The organism is Pseudomonas sp. UBA1879, from assembly GCF_002338065.1.
GTDB lineage: Bacteria > Pseudomonadota > Gammaproteobacteria > Pseudomonadales > Pseudomonadaceae > Aquipseudomonas.
Map to the genome: position 1 here is coordinate 38624 of NZ_DDHJ01000018.1, position 25082 is coordinate 63705.

The window sequence follows — 25082 nt, forward strand, 5'->3', positions numbered from 1 at the left end:
GTTGTGTCGTCACGCTGTTGCATTTTCATTGAGCAAAAATAAAGCCCGCGCAAGGCGGGCTTTATTTTTTGGAAACTTCGGAACTTACGGCTTAGTTGCTGCGGGCGCTTGCTGATTGTTCTCTTTGGCGCGCTCTTGAGCGGCTTCGGCATTCTTCTGCGCAGCTTCCTGACTTTCTTTGGCAGCGTCGTTCACTTTGTCTTGAGCCTTTTGCATGGACTCTTGAGACTGCTGGGCAGCCTTGTTGGCATCCTGTTGTTTATCTTCAGATTTTTTGTCACAGGCGGCGAGGCCCAGAGTGGCAGACAGCATGAGGGCAATGGCTAAAGTCTTACGCATGGGGTGTTTCTCCTTATTGAATATCTACGTGCCTTCGAACCCGCCCTTATTAAGTAAGTTCCATGTTTAATCGCGATAAATGAACAACCCTTTCATCGCGGTTAGATCGGGGTCGCCGCAGGGTGGATTAATCGTTTTTGCAGCCTCACACGCTTCTGCCCCTTACACGGGCCCTTCAGGCCTGGATATAGAAGGGCCATGAAGATCGGCACACACTCGCCTCATGGCTCTTGAAATCCCTGACCAAGCCCCCACCTTGATGACAACCCGCCGCCCGGCGCTGACAGACGCGCTGGGCGGCTACCCCTATTTGTGTGGACTGATTGGAGTTTGATGACCATGAGTGTGGAAACTCAAAAGGAAACCCTGGGCTTCCAGACCGAGGTGAAGCAGCTGCTGCACCTCATGATCCATTCGTTGTACTCGAACAAGGAGATCTTCCTTCGCGAGCTGATTTCCAACGCCTCCGATGCCGTGGACAAGCTGCGCTTCGAAGCGCTGTCCAAACCTGAGTTGCTGGAAGGCGGCGCCGAACTGAAAATCCGTGTGAGCTTCGACAAGGACGCGCAAACCGTCACCCTCGAAGACAACGGCATCGGCATGAACCGCGACGACGTGATCACCCACCTGGGGACCATCGCAAAATCCGGCACCGCTGACTTCATGAAGAACCTGACGGGCGATCAGAAGAAGGATTCGCACCTGATCGGCCAGTTTGGCGTGGGCTTCTATTCCGCGTTCATCGTCGCCGACAAGGTCGACGTGTACAGCCGACGTGCGGGCACACCTGCCAGTGAGGGCGTGCACTGGTCGTCCAAAGGCGAGGGCGATTTCGAAGTGGCCACCGTCGATAAGGCCGAGCGGGGCACCCGCATCGTTCTGCACCTGAAGGCTGCGGAAAACGAGTTCGCCGACGGTTACCGCCTGCGTAACATCATCAAGAAATATTCTGACCACATCGCCTTGCCGATCGAACTGCCGAAACAACAGAACGCAGTGGAAGGCGAGCCTGAGCCTGCTGAAGAATGGGAAACCGTCAACCGCGCCAGCGCGCTGTGGACCCGTCCACGCACCGAGGTGAAGGACGAGGAGTACCAGGAGTTCTACAAGCACATCGCTCACGATTTCGAGAACCCGCTGAGCTGGAGCCACAACAAGGTCGAAGGCAAGCTGGAGTACAACTCGCTGCTGTACGTCCCGGCCCGTGCGCCGTTCGATCTGTATCAGCGTGAAGCGCCGCGTGGTCTGAAGCTGTATGTTCAGCGCGTGTTCGTCATGGATCAGGCCGAATCTTTCCTGCCGCTGTACCTGCGCTTCATCAAAGGCGTGGTCGATTCCAACGACCTGTCGCTGAACGTGTCTCGCGAGATCCTGCAGAAAGACCCGATCATCGATTCGATGAAGTCCGCCCTGACCAAACGCGTCCTGGACATGCTGGAAAAGCTGGCCAAGAACCAGCCGGAAGAATACAAAGGCTTCTGGAAAAACTTCGGTCAGGTCATGAAAGAAGGCCCGGCCGAAGACTTCGCCAACAAGGAAAAGATCGCCGGCCTGCTACGTTTTGCATCCACCTCCGACGAGAGCGGCGAGCAGAGTGTGTCGCTGGCCGACTACCTGGGCCGCGCCAAAGAGGGTCAGGACAAGATCTATTACCTGACCGGCGAAAGCTACGCGCAGGTCAAGAACAGCCCGCACCTGGAAGTCTTCCGCAAAAAAGGCATCGAAGTGCTGTTGCTGACCGACCGTATCGACGAGTGGCTGATGAGCTACCTCAGCGACTTTGACGGCAAAGGTTTCGTCGACGTGGCCCGTGGCGATCTGGACTTGGGCAAGCTGGACTCGGAAGAGGATAAGAAAGCCCAGGAAGAGGTCGCCAAGGACAAGGAGGGCTTGATCGAGCGCCTGAAAGCCGCGCTGGGCGACGCCGTCAGCGAGGTGCGCGTGTCTCACCGTCTGACCGATTCGCCTGCGATCCTGGCCATCGGCGAGCAGGATCTGGGACTGCAGATGCGTCAGATTCTGGAAGCCAGCGGCCAAAAGGTGCCGGAATCCAAGCCTATCTTCGAATTCAACCCGACCCATCCGTTGATCGGCAAATTGGACAACGAACAGAGCGAGGACCGCTTCAGCGAGCTGTCGCACATCCTGTTCGACCAGGCCGCGCTCGCGGCCGGCGATAGCCTGAAAGATCCGGCCGCCTACGTGCGTCGTTTGAACAAGCTGTTGGTCGAGCTCTCGGTCTGACATCAACCCCCGTCAAAACCCGCTTCGGCGGGTTTTGTCATTTGGTCTCCCCACCTTCGCAAATGCAGGAGTGAGCAATGAGCAACGTTACTGTGCAGTCCGTGGTGTATCAGATCGACGGCCAGCCCTACGAAAGCCGTCTGGTTTTCGCAGAGGGCGCCCAAGGCGCTCCGGGGTTGGTCATGGCTCCCAATTGGATGGGCATCAGTGAAGATGCCGAGCAGATCGCCAAACAGGTGGCGAGCCAAGGCTACGTGGTGTTGTTGGCAGACTTGTATGGCCAGAGCGTACGTCCGACCAACGCCGATCAGGCCGTGGCTGCGATGGGGCCGTTGAAGAATGACCGCAAGCTGCTGAACAAACGCATGCAGGCGGCGCTGGATCAGCTGTCGACGCAATCAGTCGCTGCCGTAGATCAGGGCCGTGTGGCGGCCTTCGGTTTCTGCTTCGGTGGCTGCTGTGCGCTGGAGCTGGCGCGCACGGGCGCGCCGCTGAAAGCCGCCGTGTCATTCCATGGCACGTTGGACACGACCAACCCTGCTGACGCGAAGAACATCAAAGGGAAAGTCCTGGTACTGCACGGTGCCTCCGACCCACTGGTGCCGAAAGAGCAGTTGCCCGCCTTCGAAGCGGAAATGAGCGCGGCCAACGTCGATTGGCAACTGTTGAGCTACGGCGGGGCATTCCACTCGTTCACCGACCCCCACGCAAACAACCCGGGCGTGCAGATGTACAACCCGACCGTGTCCAAGCGTGCGTTTACCGCCATGCATAACCTGCTGGATGAGGTCTTCCAACAGCATTCTTAAGCGTCAAGCTTCAAGGTCGGAGCGGCAGGTCAGATGCGCGCCGCTCCGACTTGCAGCTTCTGGCTCCCAGCTGCTTTTATCTGCTCTTGGGCAGCTCGATCCGCGCCACTTCCCCCGGGACGATCGGCCAGTCGCCCGCTGCCCATTTCGCTCTGGCCTGATCGATAAGCGCCGGGTCGCTGGCGACGAAATTCCAGTTCATCCGCCTTGGGCCGTCCAGCGCCGCGCCGCCGATCAGCACCGCATGGGATTCGCTGGTCGCACACAGCGTCGGTTCCATGCCGGGCTTCAGCACCACCAGTGTGTGTGGATCCACGGTTGCGCCGTCCAGCTCGACATCACCTTCAATCACATAAAGCGCACGCTGCTCATGTTCCGCAGGGATCAGCAGTGTGGTGGCGGTCTGCATCTTCAGTTCAGCGTACAGGGTTGGTGACAGCACGGGAACCGGCGACGTCAGGCAGAACCCGCTGCCGGCGATCATGCGGATCGCGATGCCCATGCCGTCGCTCACGGGCAACGTGGAGGCGGGGTGGTGGCTGTAGTGGCCCACCCCTTGTTCATGTGCCTTGGGCGAGGCGAGCCAGACTTGCAGGCCGTGCAGGCGCGAGCCGCTGGCATGCAGCGCCTGCGGAGTGCGTTCGATGTGGGCGATGGCGCGCCCTGCGGTCATCCAACTCACCTCGCCGGGCTTGACGTGTTGGTCGCTGCCGAGGCTGTCCTTATGGTGGATTTCGCCTTCGAACAGGTAGGTGAGGGTCGACAGCCCGATGTGAGGGTGTTGGCGAATGTCCATGCCGGTACCTGGCGGGTAGGACGTTTCCAGCAAGTGATCAAAGAACACGAAGGGTCCGACGCTACGGCATTGTGCGGAGGGCAGGGGGCGCAGGATCGGCTGGCCTTCGACGTCTTCTGCACGGGGAATGATGGTCAACATGGCAGGGCTCTCGGTGAACGTGGCGACAAGGTACCCAGCATAAACCGCAGTGTCTGGATCGTCTGTGCTCTCAGGCGCGGTGTGTTGACAGGCATGAAAAAGGCGCCTCGAAGGGCGCCTTTTTCAGGTGCGAAGAACGGCTCGAATCACTGGCCGGTCCAGCGCTTCATCACCAGCGTAGCGTTGGTGCCGCCGAAGCCGAAGCTGTTGCTCATGACCAGGTTGATCTCGGCGTTTTCGCGAGTCTTGGTCAGGATCGGCAGGTCAGCGACTTCCGGATCCAGTTCGTCGATGTTCGCCGAGCCTGCCATGAAATTGCCTTCCATCATCAGCATGCAGTAGATCGCTTCGTGAACGCCGGCGGCGCCCAGAGAGTGACCCGACAGGCTCTTGGTGGAGCTGATGGCTGGCGCGTTGCTGCCGAACACTTCACGCACGCCTTTCATTTCCGCGACGTCGCCGACTGGAGTCGACGTGCCGTGGGTGTTCAGGTAGTCGATCTTGCCATCGACGGTGGACAGCGCCTGCTGCATGCAGCGGATAGCGCCTTCGCCGCTTGGCGCGACCATGTCGTAGCCGTCGGAGGTTGCGCCGTAGCCCACCAGTTCGGCGTAGATTTTCGCACCACGGGCCAGGGCGTGTTCCAGCTCCTCGACCACGACCATGCCGCCACCGCCGGCGATCACGAAGCCGTCACGGTCTGCGTCGTAGGCACGAGAGGCCTTTTCAGGGGTTTCGTTGCGCTTGCTGGACAGGGCGCCCATGGCGTCGAACAGGAACGACTGGCTCCAGTGCTCCTCTTCACCGCCACCGGCGAAAACGATGTCCTGCTTGCCCATCTGAATCTGTTCCATGGCGGTACCGATGCAGTGAGCACTGGTCGCGCAGGCCGATGCGATGGAGTAGTTCAGGCCCTTGATCTTGAACGGCGTCGCGAGGCACGCCGACACGGTGCTGCTCATGGTGCGGGTGACGCGGTAAGGACCAACGCGCTTGACGCCTTTCTCGCGCAGGATGTCCAACGCTTCCATCTGGTTCAGGGTCGACGCGCCACCGGAACCGGCGATCAGGCCTGTACGCGGGTTGGACACTTGCTCTTCAGTCAGGCCGGAGTCCTTGACCGCATCCTGCATCGCCAGGTAGGCATAGGCCGCGGCGTGACCGACAAAACGGTAGATCTTGCGGTCGATCAGCTCTTCGAGGTTGAGGTCGATGGAGCCGGACACCTGACTGCGCAGGCCCATTTCGGCATATTCCGGGTTGAAACGGATGCCAGGGCGGCTTGCACGCAGGTTGGCGGAAACGGTGTCTTTGTCATTGCCCAAGCAGGAAACAATGCCCAGACCAGTGATAACGACGCGGCGCATGCGAATACCCTTAGAAATTGTCAGTGGAGGTGAACACGCCGACGCGGAGGCCTTCGGCGGTGTAGATTTCGCGACCGTCGACACTGACCGAACCGTCGGCGATGGCCAGGTTCAGCTTGCCTTTGAGGACGCGCTTGATGTGAATGTTGTAGGTGACTTTCTTCGCGGTCGGCAGGACCTGACCGAAGAACTTCACTTCGCCCGAACCCAGCGCACGGCCACGCCCCGGCAGGCCTTGCCAGCCCAGAAAGAAACCGACCAGTTGCCACATGGCGTCGAGGCCCAGGCAGCCAGGCATCACCGGATCGCCTTCGAAGTGACAGCCGAAAAACCACAGGTCTGGAGTGATGTCCAGTTCGGCGACCAATTCACCTTTGCCGAACTTGCCGCCTTCTTCGCTGATATGAACGATGCGGTCCATCATCAGCATGTTAGGGGCGGGCAGTTGCGCATTACCTGGGCCGAACAGCTCACCGCGACTGCAGCGCAGCAGGTCTTCCCGGGTAAAGGCGTTTTGTTTGGTCATGCGAGCTCCTCGATAATCCTGTGCGGCAGGGTGTGGCAGTTCTTACCCAATCTGGCCAGCCGGGATATGCCCCTGTCTGGCAGCCTACTCATAGACTATTGCGTTGTAGTGAAAGTCACAGCACGGGCGAAATGAATGTACACCTGTGCACTGAAATTGTCCGTCCGCAGGTTGGCGCGGGTCGATCACGGCACACAAGACTGCCGCAATTTATCATTTATCGCCAGTCGCAGATGGCTTAAAGGTCAACCAGCGCGCCAAAAGCTGCTCTAAATCAGCACGTTTGAAGGGTTTGGCCAAGTAATCGTTCATTCCTGATTGCAGGCACAGGTCGCGATCCCCGTGCCGGGCGTTGGCGGTCAGGGCGATGATGGGCAGGGTTTCGAGCCCGGGAAGTTCGCGTATCCGGCGGGTGGCCTCGTAGCCGTCCATCACCGGCAAACGACAGTCCATCAGGATCAGGGCGAACTGTTCCTTGCTGGCCATGCTCACCGCTTGCGCGCCGTCTCCCGCCACGCTGACCTGCAAGCCCAGGCTGCGTAGCATGGCTTCGACTACGGTCCGATTGACCGGGTTGTCTTCCACCAGCAGCACGCAGCCGTCCCGGTCCTGAGGGACTTCGCCCACCGTACCGGCCAACGGAAGCGGCTCCTCTTGCTGGACCCGCTGCAAGGGAATCCGCAGCGTGAACACCGAACCGAGCCCTTCGCTGCTCTCGGCGTTCAGCGACCCGCCCATGCGCTCGGCGAGGTTGCGGGCGATGGGCAATCCCAGGCCCGTGCCGCCGTAACGCCTGGAGATCGAGTTGTCGGCCTGTTGGAAGGCATCGAACATCGACTCCAGGAGCTGCGCCGAAATGCCGATGCCGCTGTCACGTACCGCACAGGTAAAAAGGATGTGCTGCGCGTCCTGTTCCTGCCACGCGGTCTCGACCCGCACACTGCCGAACTCGGTGAATTTCAGGGCGTTGCCGATCAGGTTCACCAGAATCTGTCGGATACGGGTGGGGTCGCCCTTGACGCGCAACAGGTCCAGACCCGGCGAGAGAGCAAGTTCCAGCGCAAGACCTCGCTGTTGCGCGTTGTGGGCAAACGCCTGGACCGACGTGGCGATCAGGTCGGCGAGGTTGAAAGAGATGTTCTCCAGTTCCAGCGCATCCCGTTCGAAGCGAGAGAAATCAAGGATGTCATTGATGACCCGCAACAGATGCTCGGTGGACTCAGTGGCCAAGGCGGCATACTCGGCCTGTTCCTCGGTCATCTTCGTGGTTTCCATCAGTTGCAGCATGCCCAGTACCCCATTCATAGGGGTGCGCAGTTCATGGCTCATCATGGCCAGAAATTCCGATTTCGCGCTGTTCGCCCGCTCGGCTTCTTCGCGGGTTCTGATCAGTTCGTCCATGGCCTGTTTTTGTTCGCGGCTGGCCTTCTCCAGTCCCAGCGCGAGGTTGTTGATGTGGCGCGCCAGATCGCCCAGTTCAGCGTCGTCGGCCACGGGTAACGGCGCGCTGTAGTCGCCGTGTTGAATGGCTTTCACCGCGGCGCTCATGGCGCTGATCGGCTGGGACAGGCTCAGCGACAGCCGCCGCGCGAGGATGTAGGTGAAGAGCAGGGCGAACAGGGCAAGAATGCCCGCCTTCAACAGGATCTCCTGTTCCCGCACGTTGAAGGCATCGCTGGACATGCCCACTAGCACACGGCCCAGGTAGTCCTCGACAGGCACGCTGACCGTGTCGTCGGCAATGTCTGTGCGATGGCTCTCAGGCTTGATCTGTTGCAGACGAATCGGTGCCTGAAAGACGTCCATCTGCCGGGACTGCGCCAGTTCACCCGGCTCTTCGACGTGCACCAGCACCTTGCCGGTGTTGTCCTGGACCTCGAGAAAACGCACGTGGGGCGTGTTCATGGTGGCCCTCATCAGGCTCTCGAGCACGTCGTCATTGCCGACGATGACGCCATATTCGCAAGCAGGTGCCAGCTGGTTGGCGATCAGTTGCCCGGTGTGCGTCAGCTCCTGACGCAAATCCTGAATGCGAACGACGGTAAAAAAGCTGATGAGCAGCAGAGTCAGCAACAAGGCCGGGCCCAGGCTGAGAATCTGCGTGCGGGTGCTGATGTTCCAGCCACGTTGCGTGGTCAAGGCCGCGCTCCTCGGGGCATGCACATCGCGATCATGTGAGTGGGGCCATGAACGTGTCTCGACGGTTAGCGACCTGACGACAGGTCATCGGCGCTGCGGTGGAATTTTCATCCGGAGCGCGCATCTTAACCGAGCCGTAGGCGATTTCCTCATTAAGAGTAGGGCTCCCGCTTATGTGAGGCGCCGAGGTGTTTTGCCGCTGGTGGCAGGCATCGCGCTCCGTATAATGCTGCATCGCCAAATCCGATGGCTCTAGATGGATGGTTTTATGACCCAACAGCAACCGATCGCCGTTCTGGGTGGCGGCAGTTTCGGCACGGCGGTGGCCAACCTGCTGGCCGAAAATGGTCACCGGGTCTTGCAATGGATGCGAGACCCCGAACAGGCCGAGGCGATTCGCGTCAATCGCGAGAACCCGCGCTACCTCAAGGGCGTCAAGGTGCTCGAGGCGGTGGAGCCGGCGACCGACCTGCCAAGCGTTTTGCAGGCCGCGTCGTTGGTATTCGTCGCGCTCCCGTCCAGTGCGCTGCGCAGCGTATTGACGCCTCACGTTGATGTGCTGACCGGCAAGATGCTGGTCAGCCTGACCAAAGGCATCGAGGCGCAGACGTTCAAGCTGATGAGTGAAATCCTCGAAGACATCGCGCCGAAATCGCGGATTGGCGTGCTGTCCGGCCCCAACCTGGCCCGCGAGATTGCCGAGCATGCGCTGACCGCCACGGTGGTCGCCAGTGAAGACGAAGACCTCTGCCAGCAGGTTCAGGCCGCGCTGCACGGTCGCACCTTCCGCGTGTACGCCAGCGCCGACCGTTTTGGCGTGGAGTTGGGCGGGGCGCTGAAAAACGTCTACGCCATCATCGCCGGCATGGCCGTGGCGCTGGGCATGGGCGAAAACACCAAAAGCATGCTGATCACCCGGGCACTGGCCGAGATGACCCGCTTCGCGGTCAGCCAGGGCGCAAACCCGATGACCTTTCTCGGACTCGCCGGTGTCGGTGACCTGATCGTGACCTGCTCATCGCCAAAAAGCCGCAATTATCAGGTCGGCTTTGCGCTGGGGCAGGGCTTGAGCCTGGAGGAGGCCGTGACCCGACTGGGCGAAGTCGCCGAGGGCGTGAACACGCTGAAAGTGCTCAAGGCCAAGGCCCAGGAAGTGCAGGTGTACATGCCGCTGGTCGCCGGCCTGCACGCCATTCTCTTCGAAGGGCGCACGCTGGAGCAGGTCATCGAACTGCTCATGCGTGCCGAACCCAAGACCGACGTCGACTTCATCTCGACCAGCGGTTTCAATTGATTGAACGGCCTCTCGCCCCTGGCCTCATGGAGAACACTTTGAACGCATCAAACTTCAACTCACACGAATCGATCCTGCTGCGCATTCTCTGGATGGTGGTGTTTGTCGTGGTCTGGCAGGTCGCTGAGATTGTCCTTGTCGTCGTGGTGCTGGTTCAACTGGGCTATCGCCTGGTTTACGGCGCGCCCAGCCTGAGCCTGATGTCGTTCGGCGATAGCTTGAGCCAGTTTCTGGCGCACATAGGCCGCTTCGGTACGTTCCACACCGACCAGAAACCGTGGCCGTTCGCCGACTGGCCCGCGCCCCGAGCCCCTGAGGGTGAAGCGCCACACACCGTGCCTGCCGCCCGTCACCCGGTGCGCGACGAGGAGCCGAAGCGATGAAAGTGTGGATTCTGCGCCACGGCGAAGCTCAGTACCGGGCGCGCACGGACGCCGAACGGGAGCTGACCGCCAATGGGCGCAAAGAAGTCCTGAACAGCGCCGCACACTTGCTGGGGCAGCCCTTGCGCTGGATCATCGCCAGCCCCTACGTTCGCGCCCAGCAAACGGCGGAATTGGTGCGTCAGGCGCTGGGTTTTGCCGATGCCGTGGTGACCGTGCCATGGTTGACCCCGGACAGCGACCCGCGCAAGGCGTTGGAAAATCTGGACCTCTATGCCTCAGATAACGTGTTGCTGGTCAGCCATCAGCCCCTGGTCGGGTCGTTGATCGGCCTGGCTGTGCATGGCAATGTGCAGCAGGCCGAGCCCATGCAGACCGCCAGCCTGGCCGAGCTGGAAGGCGATTTTCCGCTGGCGGGGGCGCTGAACCTGCTGGGCGTTCGGCATCCGGAGTGACGCCGAAATCAGGGTCGGTCATTGTCCCCTGTAGGAGTGAGCTTGCTCGCGATGCGTTGTGTCAATCACTGTATCCGGCGCAGGTATACCGCTATCGCGAGCAAGCTCACTCCTACAAGGGCGAGGGCGTCTGCACAACGATTACCTCTCGAATGACTTCATGAAACAACAAGGAAAAACCATGAGCCTATGGCGTGAAACCCCCGACCTCGATGCTCTTAATGCCATGCAGAAGAACACCATTGGCGAGCAACTGGATATTCGCTTCGAGGCGGTGGACGATCAATCCCTGACCGCCAGCATGGCCGTCGATCATCGCACCCATCAGCCTTATGGCCTGCTGCATGGCGGCGCGTCGGTGGTGCTCGCGGAAACTGTCGGTTCCTCCGCGAGCTACCTGGTCATCGACACGAGCAAATATTACTGCGTCGGCATCGAAGTCAACGCCAACCACCTGCGGGGCCTGCGCAGCGGTCGCGTAACCGCCGTGGCGCACCCGGTTCACATTGGCCGCATGACCCACGTTTGGGACATCCGCCTGACCAGTGACGACGGCAAGGCCAGTTGCATCTCGCGCCTGACCGTGGCAGTCGTGCCCCTCGGCGAACAGCCGCCTGCGCGCTGAATGCGCAATAGTGCCGCCGTTGACCGGAGTGCCATCACCGATGGCAGTTCCGGTCATTGCTGATGCCAGAACCCGATGCGCACAATGGCGCCTTGATCACGGCTCTCACGGTGCGCGGGCATGGCCCAACACGTTTTTTTCGCTCACGCCAATGGCTTTCCTTCAGCCACCTACGGCAAGCTGTTCGCCGTGCTGGGGGATGAGTTCGAGGTTACCCACCTGGAGCAGCATGCGCATGACCCGCGCTTTCCAGTGACCGACAACTGGACGACGCTGGTGGATGAGCTGATTCACCACCTGCAAGCGCTATCGCAACCGGTCTGGGGCGTGGGGCATTCCCTTGGCGGCGTATTGCACTATCACGCGGCCTTGCGGCATCCCGAGCTGTACCGCGGCGTGGTGATGCTCGATTCCCCGGTGCTCACCCGTTTCGATCAGTGGATGATCCGTGCTGCCAAGCGCTTCGGGTTCATTGATCGCATCACCCCGGCCGGCCGCACGCTGGGGCGTCGTGAGGTGTTCAGTGACGTTGATGCAGCGCGCCATTACTTCTCCGGCAAGACCCTGTTTCGCCGTTTCGACCCCGAGTGTTTTGAAGCCTACCTGTTGCACGGCCTGCAACCCCACGGCGAGCAACTGCGTCTGCGCTTCGACCCTGCCATCGAGATGAGCATTTACCGCAGCGTGCCCCACACCAGCCCGGGTATCGCCCGGCATCTGAAGGTGCCGCTGGCCATGGTCCGTGGCGAGCAGAGCGACGTGGTGCGCCGTCATCACGCGCTGTCAGTAAAAAGCATGCGCGAAGGCGAGTACCTTTGTGTGCCCGGCGGGCATATGTTCCCGCTAGAGTACCCCGAGGACACCGCACAGATGCTCAAGCAGCTGTTTTCCCGTTGGGCCGCCCGCGCCGCATCCGAACCTGATCTGCCGCCGCCTCAGCGAGCCCACGCATGACCTGCTCCGTCGAAGACGTCCGTTTGAGCCTGCCGCACATCGAACTGGCGGCGCACCTGTTCGGTCCTCAGGAGGGTCAGCCGGTCATCGCGCTGCATGGCTGGCTGGACAACGCCAACAGCTTCGCCCGCCTGGCGCCGAAGCTCGAAGGGCTGCGCATTCTGGCGCTGGACATGGCGGGGCATGGCCATTCGGATCACCGTCCGCCGGGTGCCGGCTATGGCCTGCCGGATTACGCCCATGACGTGTTGCAGGTCGCGCAGCAGATGGGCTGGGAAACATTTTCGTTGCTGGGACATTCGCTGGGGGCGATCGTCTCGGTGATTGTGGCGGGGTCGTTACCTGACCGGGTAAACCGATTGGCACTGATCGACGGTCTGATTCCGCCGTTGGGCGAGCCCGAGTCAGCGGCCGAGCGCATGGGCGCCGCGTTGCAGGCGCAGCTGACACAATCCAGCAAGCGCAAACCGGTGTACGCCGACATGAACCGGGCCGTCGAAGCACGAATGAAGGGGGCGGTGGCGGTGAGCCGTGAAGCCGCCGAACTGCTGGCCCAGCGAGGTTTGATGCCGGTGCCCGGTGGCTACACCTGGCGCAGCGACAGCCGCTTGACCCTGGCGTCGCCGATTCGTCTGACGCGTTCGCAGGCGCTTTCCTTCGTCAACGGCGTTCGCTGTCCTGCACAGTTGATCGTGGCCGAGGACGGGATCCTGGCGCAGAACAAAACCTTGCTCGACAGCGTGGCTTTCGACGTCACTGTGCTGCCTGGCGGCCACCATCTGCACCTCAACGATGACGCGGGCGCGAGCTCTGTTGCAGACTGTTTCAATCGGTTCTTCGCCGTTTCTTGACTTGCGACCTGCAACTGCCGAGGCTGAGCGGGTTGAAACAGGAGACTGCACGATGGACCACTGCTCACGCTTGACCCGTTCACCTTTCCCTCCGCCGCCGCTCTGCGCGGCGTCTGTTTGCCTTCCGATTGCCCTGCGATGAGAACCCCTATGCGTCTGACCCATGCGTTGGGGTTGCTGTTGTGCCTGAGCGGCCCGTTGACGATGGCCCATGCTGCCGACGTCGCAGGCAGTCAGGATTTCCCCAATCTGCCTCGTCCCACTGACGCCGAGATCGTCGATTACCGGCCCGCCTCGGAGCTGGAGCGGGTCTTTCCCATGGGCGCTATTCGCAAGATCAGCGGCCAGCTGCGTTTCGACGGGCAGGTCTCGGCGCGCGGCACGGCCACTTCCGTGACCTACCAACTGCCCCCCGAGCGCTCCGCCGACGAAGCCTTCTCCGCTGCCCGCGAGGCGTTGCAACAGCAGGGCGCGCAGTTGCTGTTTTGGTGCCAGGCCCGTGACTGCGGCGAAAGCAGCCTGTGGGCCAACGAGGTGTTCGGCAATTCCCGGCTGTATGGCAGCGATAACGGGCAAGCTTATTTGCTGCTGCGGCTGACACCGGACAGCGACACCCTGGTCGCCCTGTACAGCATCACCCGCGGCAATCGTCGGGCCATGCTGCATGTCGAACAGTTCCAGGCCAGCGCGCCGCTGGGCGAACTCTTGCCAACCTCCGCGACCCTGTTGCGGGAGCTGAAAAGCTCCGGCGACTTGACCTTGCCAATGCTGACCGGCGCGCCGACGGACCCTTGGCTGACGTTGTTGTCTCGAGGATTGAATCTGGACAGCACCCTGCGCGTGACGATTTCCGGTCCGCAAGGCGAAGCCTGGCGCGAGGCCCTGGTAGGCAAAGGCGTACGGGCTGCGCGGCTGGAAGCGGGTAGCGCACCAACGCCGGGGCTGACCCTCGAACTCATCCGCTGACCCGCGTTCTACAACCACGCACGACGACATGACGAGGCGAACCAGAGGGTCCGCCGTTATGCTCAGGTCTGCGGACTTCTTTTCTATGGACTGAATCCATGTTCAATAACGATCGTCTGTTGGTGCAGATTCTGCTGCTGGCGCTGCTCGGTGCCTGCCTGTGGGTCATGGCGCCGTTCTGGTCGGCGCTGTTCTGGGGCGCGGTGCTGGCGTATGCCAGTTGGCCGTTGATGCGCCTGCTGACTCGCGCACTCGATGGGCGCGAGTCGCTGGCGGCAGGCATCTTGACCCTCGGCTGGATGCTGTTGGTGGCCGCGCCGTTGGTGTGGCTGGGGTTCAACCTGGCCGACCACGTGCGGGACGCGACGGCATTCGTCAAAGACGTGCAGGTGGACGGCCTGCCCGATCCGCCGACCTGGCTGGTCAGTGTCCCGTTGGTGGGAGAGCGGCTGGTGGGTTACTGGAACACCATTGATCAACAGGGCGCAGCGCTGCTGGCGAGCCTCAAACCGTACCTGGGGCAGGTCGGTAACTGGCTGCTGGCGCGCAGTGCGCAGATCGGTGGCGGCATTCTCGAACTCACATTGAGCATTGTCTTCGTGTTCTTTTTCTACCGCGACGGCCCACGGCTGGCAGCGTTCGTGCTGAGCCTGCTGGAGCGGCTGATCGGTGACAGGGCCCCGTATTACCTCGATCTGGTGGCGGGGACGGTGCAGCGGGTGGTCAACGGGGTGATCGGCACGGCCGCGGCGCAGGCGGTGCTGGCGTTGATCGGCTTCCTCATCGCGGGCGTGCCCGGGGCGCTGGTGCTGGGGATTGGCACGTTTCTGCTGAGTCTGGTGCCCATGGGCCCGCCACTGATCTGGATTCCCGCAACCGCCTGGCTGGCGTGGAAGGGCGACTACGGCATGGCGATTTTTCTGGGGCTGTGGGGCACGTTCATCGTCAGTGGTGTGGACAACGTGCTCAAGCCATATCTGATCAGCCGGGGCGGCAACCTGCCGTTGGTCATTGTGCTGTTGGGGGTGTTCGGCGGGTTGCTGGCGTTCGGCTTCATCGGCCTGTTTATCGGCCCGACCTTGCTGGCCGTGGCCTACAGCCTGTTGCTGGACTGGGCAGGGGACAGCCGCGCGCGGCAGTTGCCCAAGTGACGATGCGAGGTGCCCCCATGCTGTCTTACGCGCAGACAGGTGAGGGGATGTGAACCTCGAGTCCAGGGCCATCGTCGGGCTTGTGGCGGTGAGCTTGCTCACGAAGGCCAGGGCACAAGCACACCAACTCTATCGCATGGTCCTTAATCTTCGTGAGCAAGCTCACTCCCACGGGGGCGCGTTCGACGCAAGGCGGGGGTAGGGGGCAGAGGCGCGGCAGGTCGACGACGACGGTCAGGCCGCCGCCCGGGTGAATCAGTTGATGATGCGGCGTGTGAAACACCGCTATCGCGGCCGTCGTACCTCCGGCTGCTCCTACGGGTTCTGCGCCAGGCCCGGGTCCTCGGCACGCCACAATCCCTGTAGGGCCGCCGGAGGCACGACGGCACGGGCCGCGGTCGGACGAAGGCCTCGGGTCGGTTGATGATGCGGCGTGTGAAACACCGCTATCGCGGCCGTCGTACCTCCGGCTGCTCCTACAGGTCCTGCGCCAGGCCCGGATCGTCGGCACGTCACACTCCCTTTAGGAGACGCCAGAGGATCGACGGCCGCGAATAGGCAGCGTGCGGGCGCTGGGGGGCGACGCTGCGCGACTCTTTACGCTTTCTTTATGCCATTCACCGACCCTCGACCTCGTTCCTTTACACCCCTCGATCCGACAATTCGTCCCACGGCAATTGCCGTATGACGGAGAGTTTTTCATGAGCGTTGTGGATGGGGTGTCTCTGCTGTTGGCGGCGGGGTTGTTCGTGTATTTGCTGGTGGCGCTGTTGCGTGCCGGTCGGGTCGAGGAATGACGGCCATGCACACTAATGACTATCTGCTGATTCTGGCGTTTTTTGCGCTGGTGTTGCTGCCCGCGCCGTGGCTGGGCCGGTTCTATTACAAGGTCATGGAAGGTGAGCGCACCTGGCTGACCCCGGTGATGGGCCCGATCGAACGTGTGTGTTATCGCCTGTCCGGCGTCGATCCCAAGGTCGAGCAGAACTGGAAAACCTACACTCTGGCCCTGCTGGCGTTCAACCTGGCGGGGTTTGTCGCGCTGTTCGCGATCCTGCTGTTCCAGGGCGCGTTGCCTCTTAATCCGCAAGGCCTGCCGGGGATGGAGTGGTCGCTGGCGTTCAACACGGCGATGAGTTTCGTCACCAATACCAACTGGCAGAGCTACAGCGGCGAGTCGTCCCTGAGCTACCTGAGCCAGATGGCGGGGCTGACCGTGCAGAATTTCGTCAGTGCGGCCACGGGCATTGCCGTGCTGGTGGCATTCTGTCGCGGGATTGGTCGTCGCTCGACCCAACACCTCGGCAACTTCTGGACCGACATGACCCGCGCGACCCTCTACGGCCTGCTGCCGTTGTGTATCGTGCTGGCGCTGTTTCTGGTCTGGCAGGGCGTGCCGCAAACCTTCGCTCATTACGTCGATGCGGTCACGCTGCAAGGCGCCGACCAGACCCTTCCGCTCGGCCCGGCGGCCAGCCAGATCGCGATCAAACAACTGGGCACCAACGGCGGCGGCTTCTTCGGCGTCAACTCGGCGCACCCGTTCGAGAACCCGACCGCGTGGAGCAACCTGTTCGAGCTGGTGTCGATCATCCTGATTCCGGTGGCGCTGGTGTTCACCTTTGGCCATTACGTCAAGGACATGCGCCAAAGTCGCGCGATCCTGGCGTGCATGCTGGCGCTGTTCTTGATCGGCGGTGCCACGGCGTTGTGGGCCGAATATCAGCCCAACCCGACGCTGAACATGGCCTCGGTCGAGCAGACCGCGCCGATGGAAGGCAAGGAAACCCGCTTTGGCACCACCGCTACCGTGTTGTGGGCGACCACCACGACCGCAGCGTCCAATGGCTCGGTCAACGGCATGCACGACAGCCTCAACCCGCTGACCGGCATGATCGCGATGGTCAACATGATGGTCGGCGAAGTGATCTTCGGCGGAGTCGGTGCGGGGCTCTACGGCATGCTGCTGAACGTGCTGATCGCAGTGTTCCTCGCGGGGCTGATGATTGGCCGCACGCCGGAATACCTCGGCAAGAAATTGCAGGCCCGTGAAGTGAAACTGCTGGTCGCAACCCTGATCGTCATGCCCATCGGCGTGCTGGTGTTCGGTGCGCTGGCGGCGTCGCTGCCCGGCCCGGCGGGCGCGGTGAGCAACCCCGGCGCCCACGGTTTCAGTCAGCTGCTTTACGCCTACACCTCGGCCACGGCGAACAACGGCTCGGCGTTCGGCGGGTTCAGCGCCAACACGTTGTTCCATAACCTGATGCTCGGCCTGTCGATGTTCATCGGCCGCTTCGGCTACATCCTGCCGGTGTTGGCGTTGGCGGGCAGCCTGGCGGCGAAGAAGACCGCGCCCCTCGGCCTCAACAGCTTCCCGACCCACGGCCCGCTGTTCGTCGCCCTGCTGACCGTGACCATTTTGCTGGTGGGTGGCCTGACGTTCCTGCCGACCCTGGCCCTGGGACCGATTGCCGAACACTTGAGCCTGGGTTTCTGAGGACTGAATCATGAACATGCATGCGCCTGTAACAAAGAACCCGGCGAACGCCCCGAGCGTAGAGCCTGCCAAAACCGGCCTGACCGCGCTGTGGCGCCCGGCGCTGGTCCAGTCCTTCGTCAAGCTCGATCCACGTCAGTTGCACCGCGCGCCGGTGATGCTGGTGGTCGAACTCACCGCGATCCTGACCACGCTGTTATGCCTGATCCCCAACCCGGCCGTGCCGACCTTCGTTGCGGTGCAGATCGCGGTGTGGTTGTGGTTCACCGTGTTGTTCGCCAACTTCGCCGAGGCCCTGGCCGAAGGCCGTGGCAAGGCCCGGGCCGACAGCCTGAAGGCCGGCACCGAGGGCCTCAAAGCCCGGCTGCAAGGGGCGGGCGGTGCGTTTGTCACGGTCAACGCCAGCACCCTGCGCAAAGGCGATGTGGTGCGCGTCGAAGCGGGGGAGCTGATTCCCGGTGACGGCGAAGTCATCGCGGGCATCGCGGCAGTCAACGAAGCGGCAATCACCGGCGAATCCGCGCCGGTGATTCGCGAGTCCGGTGGTGACCGTTCGGCGGTCACCGGCAATACCCGCCTGGTCTCGGACTGGCTCTTGGTGCGCATCAGCGCCAACCCCGGTGAGTCCACGCTGGCCCGCATGATTGCGCTGGTGGAAGGCGCCAAACGCCAGAAAACCCCCAACGAAGTCGCGCTGGACATTCTGCTGATCGGTCTGACCCTGATCTTCCTGCTGGTGGTCGTGACCCTGCAACCCTTCGCCCATTTCGCCGGGGGCAGCCTGCCGCTGGTGTTTCTGGTGGCGTTGTTGGTGACGCTGATCCCGACCACCATCGGCGGTCTGCTGTCGGCCATCGGCATCGCCGGCATGGACCGTCTGGTGCGCCTGAACGTGATCGCCAAATCCGGACGCGCTGTGGAAGCGGCGGGGGATGTACACGTGTTGCTGCTGGACAAGACCGGCACCATCACCTTCGGCAACCGTCGCTGTGCAGCCGTTTACGCGGCGCCTGGCGTGAGCGGCAAGGAATTGAGCGAAGGCACGCTGCTGGCCTCGCTGGCGGACGATACCGCCGAAGGCAAGTCCATCGTCGAGTACCTGCGCGCGTTGCATCCCACGACCGAACCTGCGGCCAGCGAACTCACCGCCGTGCCGTTCAGCGCCGAAACGCGTTTGTCCGGTGTCGACTTTGCCGGCCGTGCGTACCGCAAGGGTGCTGTGGATTCGTTGCTCAGCTTCATTGGCCGTGACCGCACCGACTTGCCGGCCAGTCTGGCCAGGGAGATCGACAAGATCGCCAAGACCGGCGGCACGCCGCTGCTGGTCGCGGTCGATCACACCCTGCTGGGCGCGATTCACCTCAAGGACGTGGTCAAGCCGGGCATTCGCGAGCGCTTCGAGGAACTGCGCAAGCTGGGGATTCGCACGGTCATGGTCACCGGCGACAACCCGCTGACCGCTGCGGCGATTGCCGCAGAAGCGGGCGTTGATGACGTGCTGGCCGAAGCGACGCCGGAGAAGAAACTGGAGCGCATTCGTCAGGAGCAGAACGACGGGCGTCTGGTGGCGATGTGCGGCGACGGCGCCAACGATGCCCCGGCGCTGGCCCAGGCGGACGTCGGCATGGCGATGAACGACGGCACCCAGGCCGCGCGGGAAGCGGCCAACATGGTCGACCTCGACAGCGACCCGACCAAGCTGCTGGACGTGGTGCAAGTGGGCAAGGAGTTGCTGGTCACCCGTGGCGCGCTGACGACGTTCTCCATCGCCAACGACGTGGCCAAGTATTTCGCGATCCTGCCGGCGCTGTTCGCGGCGATCTACCCGCAATTGGGCGTGCTCAACATCATGCACCTGGCCAGCCCGCAGAGCGCGATCCTGTCGGCCATCGTGTTCAACGCGCTGATCATCGTGGTGCTGATCCCGCTGGCCTTGCGTGGCGTTCGCGTGCAGGCCGCGAGCGCGGCACACCTGCTACGTCGCAACCTGCTGATTTATGGGCTGGGCGGGATCCTCGTGCCGTTCGTGGGGATCAAGCTGATTGATCTGCTGCTGACCGGGCTGCACCTGGTTTGAACACGGTTATTTGAGACGCTTATCTGGCTGCGGGGCGATCTGTTTTGCGCCTCGCAGCGACCCGATTTGATTGAGGAATGAATGATGTCGACTATAGTGCGTCCCGCCGTGAGCCTGATCGTGCTGATGACCCTGATCACTGGCGTGGCTTATCCGCTGGTCGTGACCGGCGTTGCACAGGTGGCGTTTCCGGAGCAGGCCAATGGCAGCCTGGTGTATGACGATCATGAGAAGGTGCGGGGTTCTGAATTGATCGCCCAGGCGTTCACCGGGGATGAATGGTTTCACCCGCGCCCGTCGGCCGGGGCCTATGCCACGGTGGCGAGTGGTGCGAGTAACCTGTCGCCGAGCAACCCGGCGTTGGCCACGCGCGTCGGTGATGATGCGCGCAAAGAGGCCGTCGATGGGCAGGGGCCAGTGCCGTTGAACCTGCTGACCACATCGGGCAGCGGCCTCGACCCTCATCTCTCGCCAGCCGCTGCCGATTACCAGGTAGCGCGGGTGGCGGCGGCGCGGCATGTGTCTGCGGTGAAGGTGCAGCAGTTGGTGGCGGATAACACTTATCGTCCGTTGATTGGCCCGGCGGTGGTGAATGTGCTGGCCTTGAACCAGCGTCTGGGTGAGTTGCGGGTTGGCCAGTAGCCGCCCTGATCTACACCTTCCATGTGGGAGCCGGCTTGCTGGCGAAAGCGGAGGTCAGATAGGCAGATGTTGAATGACAGGCCCATTCGCCAGCAAGCCGGCTCCCACATTGATCGCATTTCATAAAAAGTTACGCGTTCCACCAAAAGAACAGCCAGCAACTAAGGGATGACCCCGTGAATTCAGACAGCCGCGCCGATGCCTTGCTGGCGACGCTCCCCCGTGACGACCGCGGCCGGTTGAAGGTGTTTCTCGGCGCCGCCCCCGGCGTGGGCAAGACCTACGCCATGTTGCAGGCCGCGCATACGCAACTGCGTCAAGGCGTCTCCGTCCTCGCCGGGGTCGTGGAAACCCATGGTCGCGCCGAGACCGAAGCGCTGCTCGGCGGTCTGCCGCAGCGACCCATGCTGCGCTCGGAATACCGCGGCGTGATGCTGGAGGAAATGGACCTTGACGGCTTGCTGGCCGCCCGGCCAAAACTGGTGTTGGTCGACGAGCTGGCCCACACCAACGCCCCGGGCAGTCGTCACGCCAAACGCTGGCAAGACATTCAGGAACTGCTCTCCGCCGGGATCGATGTCTACACCACCGTCAACGTGCAGCACCTGGAAAGCCTCAACGATCAAGTACGCGGCATCACCGGCGTGCAGGTCCGCGAAACCCTGCCGGACTGGGTCTTGCAGGAAGCCTACGAACTGGTGCTGATCGACCTGCCACCGCGCGAATTGCTGGAGCGGCTGCGCGACGGCAAGGTCTACGTCCCGGAACAGGCGCGTGCAGCCATTGACGCCTTCTTTACCCAGACCAATCTCACCGCCCTGCGCGAACTGGCGATGCAGACTGCAGCGGCCCAGGTCGATAACGATCTGGCCCTCGGTTACCGCCAGCTGGGGCAGTCGGCGCCGGCGGTGCGCGGCCGTTTGCTGGTGGGGGTCGATGGCGATGCCCAGGCCGAGCGTCTGGTGCGTCACGCCAGTCGGGTGGCCCAGCGCAGACACCTGCCGTGGACCCTGGTGCATGTCGACAATGGGCGGTTCTTCGATGAACTGGCCCGCAGCCGCCTGCAGAGTGCCCAGCAGCTGGCGGAACGGCTGGGCGGCGAAGTCGTGGTGCTGCGCGCACCGGAAGTGGCGAAAACCCTGATTCAACACGCGGCCGAGCGTCGCGCCAGTCTGGTGCTGGTCGGGCAGTCGCAGCCTTCCTTGCGTCGGCGAGTGTTCGGCGGTGGGCTGGCCTCGCGTCTGTTACGCAACGCTCACGGGCTGGAAATCAACGTGCTGGACAGCGAGGCGCGCCCCGATCAGCCGCATTCGACCTCGCCGCGCACCCTCAGCGGGTTCGATTACCTGTTGGCGGTGCTGGCAACGGTCTGCGCCAGCGCCTTGGCCTGGGCGGTGTCCAGCGTCCTGGCACTGCCCAACATTTCGCTGGTGTTTCTCGCGGCGGTGCTGTTGGTGGCGGTGCGCAGCAGCCTCGGGCCGGCGATGGTCTGTTCGGTGCTGTCGTTTCTGGCTTATGACTTCCTGTTTATCCCGCCGAATTTCTCCCTCAGCATTCAGCGCGAAGAAGACGTGCTGACCCTACTGTTTTTCCTGATGATGGCCGCCCTGACCGGCAACCTCGCAGCCCGGCAGCGTCGACAGTTGCAGGCGTTGCGCGACACCCAGGAAGAGACCAGCGAACTGCTTGACCTGTCGAAACGCCTCACCGCCGCCACCGACCGGCAGGCCGTGCTCAGCGCTGCCGAACAGCACTTGGCTGGCTGGAAAGCTGTGCAGGTCTGCATGCTCGGCAAGGACGCCGATCAAGCCTGGCGAGTCGAAGTCGGCGGCGCACTGGAGTTTTCCGAATTCGAGCGCGCCGCAGCCGACTGGGCCTGGCAGCACGGCCAGCCCGCGGGCCGCGGCACCGGGACATTGCCCTCGGGGGCGTGGTGGTGGCTGCCGCTGTGGGTCGACGACGCACCGCTGGCGCTGCTCGGTGTCCGCGCCCAGCCCGGGCAAAGTTTCAGTGCCCAGCGTCGTCGGCTGCTGATCGCGCTCAGTCAGCCTTTGGGTCAGGCATTGGCCCGCGCGCAACTGGCCGACGACCTGGAAGCTGCGCGTCTGCACGGCGAAACCGAACAGCTGCGCAGTGCCTTGCTCGCCTCGGTGTCCCACGACCTGCGCACTCCGCTGACGGCCATGCGCGGCAGCATCGACAGCCTGCTGGCGCTGGGTGAGGCGATTCCGCTGGAAGACCGTCGCGAACTGTTGGAGGGCACCCGCGACGAGGCCGAGCGGCTGGACCGTTACATCCAGAACCTGCTGGACATGACGCGACTGGGCCACGGCGCATTGAAACTGGCGCGGGATTGGGTCGCGCCGGGTGACATCGTCGGCAGCACCCTGAACCGCCTGCGCGCCGTGCTGGCGCCGTTGCAGGTCAGCACCGATCTGCCAGCCGAGTTGCCCTTGCTGTACGTGCACGCCGCGTTGATCGAACAGGCGCTGATCAACGTGGTGGAAAACGCCGCGCGCTTTTCGCCCAGCCATGGTCGCCTGCAGATCAGGGTGGCAGCGTTGAACGATGAGCTGATCTTCGCCGTGAGCGACGAGGGGCCGGGGATTCCCGAAGCCGAGCGGGCGAAGATCTTCGACATGTTCTACACCGCCGCCCGGGGCGACCGAGGCGGGCAGGGCACTGGACTGGGCCTGGCGATCTGTCAGGGGATGGTGGGCGCTCATGGCGGGCGGATCAGCGTCGGCGACGGTATCGACGGGCACGGCACCTGCATTTCCCTGCATTTGCCGTTGCAGGCCCAGCCTCAGGGCGAAAAGGAGCAGGCGCTGTGAAGACGCTTTGGGGTAGGCTGGCGGCGTGTGAATGAAGACTTTTGACGGGAATTCCATGAGCCAGACGGCAACCATTCTGGTGATCGACGATGAGCCGCAGATCCGCAAATTCCTGCGCATCAGCCTCGCATCACAGGGCTACGCCGTGATCGAAGCCGGGACCGGCAACGAAGGACTGGCGCAGGCCGCGCTCAGCAAACCCGATCTGCTGGTGCTCGACTTGGGCCTGCCGGACATTGACGGCCAAGACGTGCTGAGCCAGTTCCGCGAGTGGTCGGCGGTGCCGGTGCTGGTGCTGTCGGTGCGCGCCAGCGAGGGCGAAAAGGTCCGGGCGCTGGACGCCGGGGCCAACGACTACGTGACCAAACCGTTCGGGATCCAGGAGTTTCTGGCCCGGGTTCGGGCGCTGCTGCGTCAGGCACCGGCCTCAGGCCAGACTGACGCGGCGTTGGTCATCGGGCCGTTGACGGTTGATCTCGCTTACCGGCGCGTGCTGCTGGACGATACGGAAGTGGCGCTGACCCGCAAGGAATACGCCGTGCTGGCGCAACTCGCGCGGCACCCGGGCCGGGTCATCACGCAGCAACAACTGCTCAAGGACATCTGGGGGCCGACCCACGTGGAGGACACCCATTACCTGCGCATCGTCGTCGGCCACCTGCGCCAGAAACTCTCCGACGACCCCGCCGCACCCCGTTTCATCATGACCGAGGCGGGGGTGGGCTATCGGTTGGTGGGGGCGTGAGGTAGCACAATCGTTGTGGGAGTCGGCTTGCACGTAGATCGCCCGCGAGCTGACCTCAATGCTCCCGCTCATACCGATCCAGCGTGTCCCGCGCAATTTCTCGCCCCAGCGCAATCAGTTCCGGCGCTTTGTAGAACTCGAAAAACCGGCAGACGCGTTTGGGCACGTTGATCAGGATGTCCGGCGGATAACCGGCGATCTTGTACTGCGCCAACGAGGTCTGCATCACCTCGAAACTCTGGTTGATCAGATCGAGCAAGGACGCAGGCCCTACGTTGTCGATGATCACTGAGCCACTGGCGGACTTTGGGGCGCCCGGTTCGGAAGGGGCGGCGGCAGGTTGTTGGCCTTGCGGGTCGGCGGATTCACTGTCGTGCTGGCCGAGCCAAGGGTCGGGCAACGTGGCGGCGGTGGCCTTGAGGCGGTCCTGCTCCAGACGCAAGACGTCGCCGGCTGCCACGTCCATCTTGCGCCGGAATGGCAGATGCGAACCGATGGAATTGATCAACGCGTCGAAGCGTTTCTTCACGGCGGGCGGGCGTTCGATCACCGGCAAGTGGTACTGCTTCTGGTTAGTCGAGTTGAGGTTGACCGCCACGATCAGATCGCAATGGCTGGACACCACCGGCACGATCGGCAGCGGGTTGAGCAGGCCGCCGTCCACCAGCGTGCGATTGCCTTGAACCACCGGGGTGAACAGGCTGGGAATCGCCGCTGACGCGCGCATGGCCGAGTGCAGGTTGCCTTCCTGAAACCAGATTTCCTGCTGGTTGGTCAGGTCGGTGGCGACGGCAGTGTATGGAACGCGCAGGTCTTCGATATTGATCTCGCCGACGATTTCGCGGATTTTGCCGAAGACTTTTTCTCCGCGAATGGCGCCCAGACGGAAACTCACGTCCACCAGCCGCAACACGTCGAGATAATCCAGACTCTCGATCCACGCCTTGTATTCCGGCAGTTTGCCTGCCGCATAAATCCCCCCGATCACCGCCCCCATCGAGCAACCGGCGATGCAGGCAATGTCGTACCCGCGTCGTTCCAGTTCTTCGATCACGCCGATGTGTGCGTACCCTCTGGCGCCCCCAGACCCCAATACCAGCGCGACTCGTTTCTTCATTCGCAGGCTCCCCGTTACCTGGCCTCTACCCTACGCCCAAGGCTGCGCCGGGTGTATAACGGGCGCGACAAAAAACACCGGGGCCGCGACCCGGACATGGCACTTTTACATCGCCGCATCGTCAAACCCG

Annotated in this window: 22 protein-coding genes; 16 read left to right on the forward strand and 6 right to left on the reverse strand. The window is 62.6% G+C overall.

The window, feature by feature from the left end; all coding sequences use genetic code 11:
* Positions 1 to 84 precede the first annotated feature (84 nt).
* The gene (locus tag B3N48_RS20365; RefSeq protein ID WP_296186936.1) at positions 85 to 339 is read right to left on the reverse strand and encodes a hypothetical protein; all 255 of its coding nucleotides are present in this window, start codon (positions 337 to 339) and stop codon (positions 85 to 87) included.
* 339 nt (positions 340 to 678) lie between these two features.
* Here B3N48_RS20365 and htpG point away from each other — a divergent pair, with 339 nt between their 5' ends.
* Positions 679 to 2583, forward strand: coding sequence for a molecular chaperone HtpG (gene htpG, locus B3N48_RS20370; RefSeq protein ID WP_296186941.1), 1905 nt, complete (start codon positions 679 to 681; stop codon positions 2581 to 2583).
* Between the two features lie 77 nt (positions 2584 to 2660).
* On the forward strand, positions 2661 to 3392 hold the full coding sequence (locus tag B3N48_RS20375) for a dienelactone hydrolase family protein (protein ID WP_296186942.1): 732 nt from the start codon (positions 2661 to 2663) through the stop codon (positions 3390 to 3392).
* A 76-nt stretch (positions 3393 to 3468) separates the two neighbouring features.
* Here B3N48_RS20375 and B3N48_RS20380 read toward each other — a convergent pair whose 3' ends face one another.
* The 4 genes from B3N48_RS20380 to B3N48_RS20395 all read right to left on the reverse strand — a co-directional run bounded on the left by B3N48_RS20380 (position 3469) and on the right by B3N48_RS20395 (position 8361).
* Positions 3469 to 4329, reverse strand: a complete 861-nt coding sequence (locus tag B3N48_RS20380; protein WP_296186943.1) for a pirin family protein — start codon at positions 4327 to 4329, stop codon at positions 3469 to 3471.
* A 146-nt stretch (positions 4330 to 4475) separates the two neighbouring features.
* Positions 4476 to 5696 (reverse strand): beta-ketoacyl-ACP synthase I, encoded by a 1221-nt coding sequence (gene fabB, locus B3N48_RS20385; protein WP_296186945.1) that lies wholly within the window; start codon positions 5694 to 5696, stop codon positions 4476 to 4478.
* Between the two features lie 10 nt (positions 5697 to 5706).
* Positions 5707 to 6222, reverse strand: a complete 516-nt coding sequence (gene fabA, locus B3N48_RS20390) for a 3-hydroxyacyl-[acyl-carrier-protein] dehydratase FabA (RefSeq protein ID WP_166598593.1) — start codon at positions 6220 to 6222, stop codon at positions 5707 to 5709.
* A 213-nt stretch (positions 6223 to 6435) separates the two neighbouring features.
* Complete coding sequence (locus B3N48_RS20395) at positions 6436 to 8361, reverse strand: response regulator (protein WP_296186950.1); 1926 nt, start codon at positions 8359 to 8361, stop codon at positions 6436 to 6438.
* A gap of 268 nt (positions 8362 to 8629) precedes the next feature.
* Here B3N48_RS20395 and B3N48_RS20400 point away from each other — a divergent pair, with 268 nt between their 5' ends.
* From B3N48_RS20400 to B3N48_RS20465, 14 genes are all read left to right on the forward strand, one after another.
* Positions 8630 to 9655, forward strand: a complete 1026-nt coding sequence (locus B3N48_RS20400) for an NAD(P)H-dependent glycerol-3-phosphate dehydrogenase (RefSeq protein WP_296186951.1) — start codon at positions 8630 to 8632, stop codon at positions 9653 to 9655.
* Between the two features lie 92 nt (positions 9656 to 9747).
* Positions 9748 to 10038, forward strand: a complete 291-nt coding sequence (locus tag B3N48_RS20405; RefSeq protein ID WP_296187564.1) for a DUF4389 domain-containing protein — start codon at positions 9748 to 9750, stop codon at positions 10036 to 10038.
* Positions 10035 to 10493: a phosphohistidine phosphatase SixA gene (gene sixA, locus B3N48_RS20410; protein ID WP_296186953.1), complete on the forward strand. Its 459-nt coding sequence runs from the start codon at positions 10035 to 10037 to the stop codon at positions 10491 to 10493. Before B3N48_RS20405 ends, sixA begins: the two co-directional genes overlap by 4 nt.
* 181 nt (positions 10494 to 10674) lie before the next feature.
* Positions 10675 to 11118 (forward strand): hotdog fold thioesterase, encoded by a 444-nt coding sequence (locus B3N48_RS20415; RefSeq protein ID WP_296186954.1) that lies wholly within the window; start codon positions 10675 to 10677, stop codon positions 11116 to 11118.
* A 120-nt stretch (positions 11119 to 11238) separates the two neighbouring features.
* Entirely contained in the window at positions 11239 to 12072 is an 834-nt protein-coding gene (locus tag B3N48_RS20420; RefSeq protein ID WP_296186956.1) for an alpha/beta fold hydrolase, read from the forward strand.
* Complete coding sequence (locus B3N48_RS20425; RefSeq protein ID WP_296186958.1) at positions 12069 to 12923, forward strand: alpha/beta fold hydrolase; 855 nt, start codon at positions 12069 to 12071, stop codon at positions 12921 to 12923. Before B3N48_RS20420 ends, B3N48_RS20425 begins: the two co-directional genes overlap by 4 nt.
* A 138-nt stretch (positions 12924 to 13061) precedes the next feature.
* Positions 13062 to 13889, forward strand: coding sequence for a DUF4892 domain-containing protein (locus B3N48_RS20430; RefSeq protein WP_296186959.1), 828 nt, complete (start codon positions 13062 to 13064; stop codon positions 13887 to 13889).
* Between the two features lie 98 nt (positions 13890 to 13987).
* Positions 13988 to 15040 carry an AI-2E family transporter gene (locus B3N48_RS20435; protein WP_296186961.1) on the forward strand — a complete coding sequence of 351 codons (1053 nt, stop codon included), beginning with the start codon at positions 13988 to 13990 and terminating at the stop codon, positions 15038 to 15040.
* Between the two features lie 701 nt (positions 15041 to 15741).
* Positions 15742 to 15837, forward strand: coding sequence for a K(+)-transporting ATPase subunit F (gene kdpF / locus B3N48_RS20440; RefSeq protein WP_296186962.1), 96 nt, complete (start codon positions 15742 to 15744; stop codon positions 15835 to 15837).
* Between the two features lie 5 nt (positions 15838 to 15842).
* A complete protein-coding gene (kdpA, locus tag B3N48_RS20445) occupies positions 15843 to 17537 on the forward strand; it encodes a potassium-transporting ATPase subunit KdpA (RefSeq protein ID WP_296186965.1) in 1695 nt (564 codons plus the stop codon).
* Between the two features lie 10 nt (positions 17538 to 17547).
* The gene (kdpB, locus tag B3N48_RS20450) at positions 17548 to 19614 is read left to right on the forward strand and encodes a potassium-transporting ATPase subunit KdpB (protein WP_296186967.1); all 2067 of its coding nucleotides are present in this window, start codon (positions 17548 to 17550) and stop codon (positions 19612 to 19614) included.
* An 84-nt stretch (positions 19615 to 19698) separates the two neighbouring features.
* Positions 19699 to 20256, forward strand: coding sequence for a potassium-transporting ATPase subunit KdpC (gene kdpC / locus B3N48_RS20455; RefSeq protein ID WP_296186969.1), 558 nt, complete (start codon positions 19699 to 19701; stop codon positions 20254 to 20256).
* Positions 20257 to 20432: 176 nt separating this feature from the next.
* Positions 20433 to 23090, forward strand: coding sequence for a sensor histidine kinase (locus B3N48_RS20460; RefSeq protein ID WP_296186970.1), 2658 nt, complete (start codon positions 20433 to 20435; stop codon positions 23088 to 23090).
* Between the two features lie 55 nt (positions 23091 to 23145).
* Positions 23146 to 23835 (forward strand): response regulator, encoded by a 690-nt coding sequence (locus tag B3N48_RS20465; RefSeq protein ID WP_296186972.1) that lies wholly within the window; start codon positions 23146 to 23148, stop codon positions 23833 to 23835.
* Positions 23836 to 23890: 55 nt separating this feature from the next.
* Here B3N48_RS20465 and B3N48_RS20470 read toward each other — a convergent pair whose 3' ends face one another.
* Complete coding sequence (locus B3N48_RS20470; protein ID WP_296186973.1) at positions 23891 to 24952, reverse strand: patatin-like phospholipase family protein; 1062 nt, start codon at positions 24950 to 24952, stop codon at positions 23891 to 23893.
* Positions 24953 to 25082: the final 130 nt, after the last annotated feature.

Bases quoted from the DNA above. Each gene is read 5' to 3' on its own strand.
- B3N48_RS20365 (WP_296186936.1), bottom strand. From the start codon at position 339: ATGCGTAAGACTTTAGCCATTGCCCTCATGCTGTCTGCCACTCTGGGC.
- htpG (WP_296186941.1), top strand. From the start codon at position 679: ATGAGTGTGGAAACTCAAAAGGAAACCCTGGGCTTCCAGACCGAGGTG.
- B3N48_RS20375 (WP_296186942.1), top strand. From the start codon at position 2,661: ATGAGCAACGTTACTGTGCAGTCCGTGGTGTATCAGATCGACGGCCAG.
- B3N48_RS20380 (WP_296186943.1), bottom strand. From the start codon at position 4,329: ATGTTGACCATCATTCCCCGTGCAGAAGACGTCGAAGGCCAGCCGATC.
- fabB (WP_296186945.1), bottom strand. From the start codon at position 5,696: ATGCGCCGCGTCGTTATCACTGGTCTGGGCATTGTTTCCTGCTTGGGC.
- fabA (WP_166598593.1), bottom strand. From the start codon at position 6,222: ATGACCAAACAAAACGCCTTTACCCGGGAAGACCTGCTGCGCTGCAGT.
- B3N48_RS20400 (WP_296186951.1), top strand. From the start codon at position 8,630: ATGACCCAACAGCAACCGATCGCCGTTCTGGGTGGCGGCAGTTTCGGC.
- B3N48_RS20405 (WP_296187564.1), top strand. From the start codon at position 9,748: ATGGTGGTGTTTGTCGTGGTCTGGCAGGTCGCTGAGATTGTCCTTGTC.
- sixA (WP_296186953.1), top strand. From the start codon at position 10,035: ATGAAAGTGTGGATTCTGCGCCACGGCGAAGCTCAGTACCGGGCGCGC.
- B3N48_RS20415 (WP_296186954.1), top strand. From the start codon at position 10,675: ATGAGCCTATGGCGTGAAACCCCCGACCTCGATGCTCTTAATGCCATG.
- B3N48_RS20420 (WP_296186956.1), top strand. From the start codon at position 11,239: ATGGCCCAACACGTTTTTTTCGCTCACGCCAATGGCTTTCCTTCAGCC.
- B3N48_RS20425 (WP_296186958.1), top strand. From the start codon at position 12,069: ATGACCTGCTCCGTCGAAGACGTCCGTTTGAGCCTGCCGCACATCGAA.
- B3N48_RS20430 (WP_296186959.1), top strand. From the start codon at position 13,062: ATGAGAACCCCTATGCGTCTGACCCATGCGTTGGGGTTGCTGTTGTGC.
- B3N48_RS20435 (WP_296186961.1), top strand. From the start codon at position 13,988: ATGTTCAATAACGATCGTCTGTTGGTGCAGATTCTGCTGCTGGCGCTG.
- kdpF (WP_296186962.1), top strand. From the start codon at position 15,742: ATGAGCGTTGTGGATGGGGTGTCTCTGCTGTTGGCGGCGGGGTTGTTC.
- kdpA (WP_296186965.1), top strand. From the start codon at position 15,843: ATGCACACTAATGACTATCTGCTGATTCTGGCGTTTTTTGCGCTGGTG.
- kdpB (WP_296186967.1), top strand. From the start codon at position 17,548: ATGAACATGCATGCGCCTGTAACAAAGAACCCGGCGAACGCCCCGAGC.
- kdpC (WP_296186969.1), top strand. From the start codon at position 19,699: ATGTCGACTATAGTGCGTCCCGCCGTGAGCCTGATCGTGCTGATGACC.
- B3N48_RS20465 (WP_296186972.1), top strand. From the start codon at position 23,146: ATGAGCCAGACGGCAACCATTCTGGTGATCGACGATGAGCCGCAGATC.
- B3N48_RS20470 (WP_296186973.1), bottom strand. From the start codon at position 24,952: ATGAAGAAACGAGTCGCGCTGGTATTGGGGTCTGGGGGCGCCAGAGGG.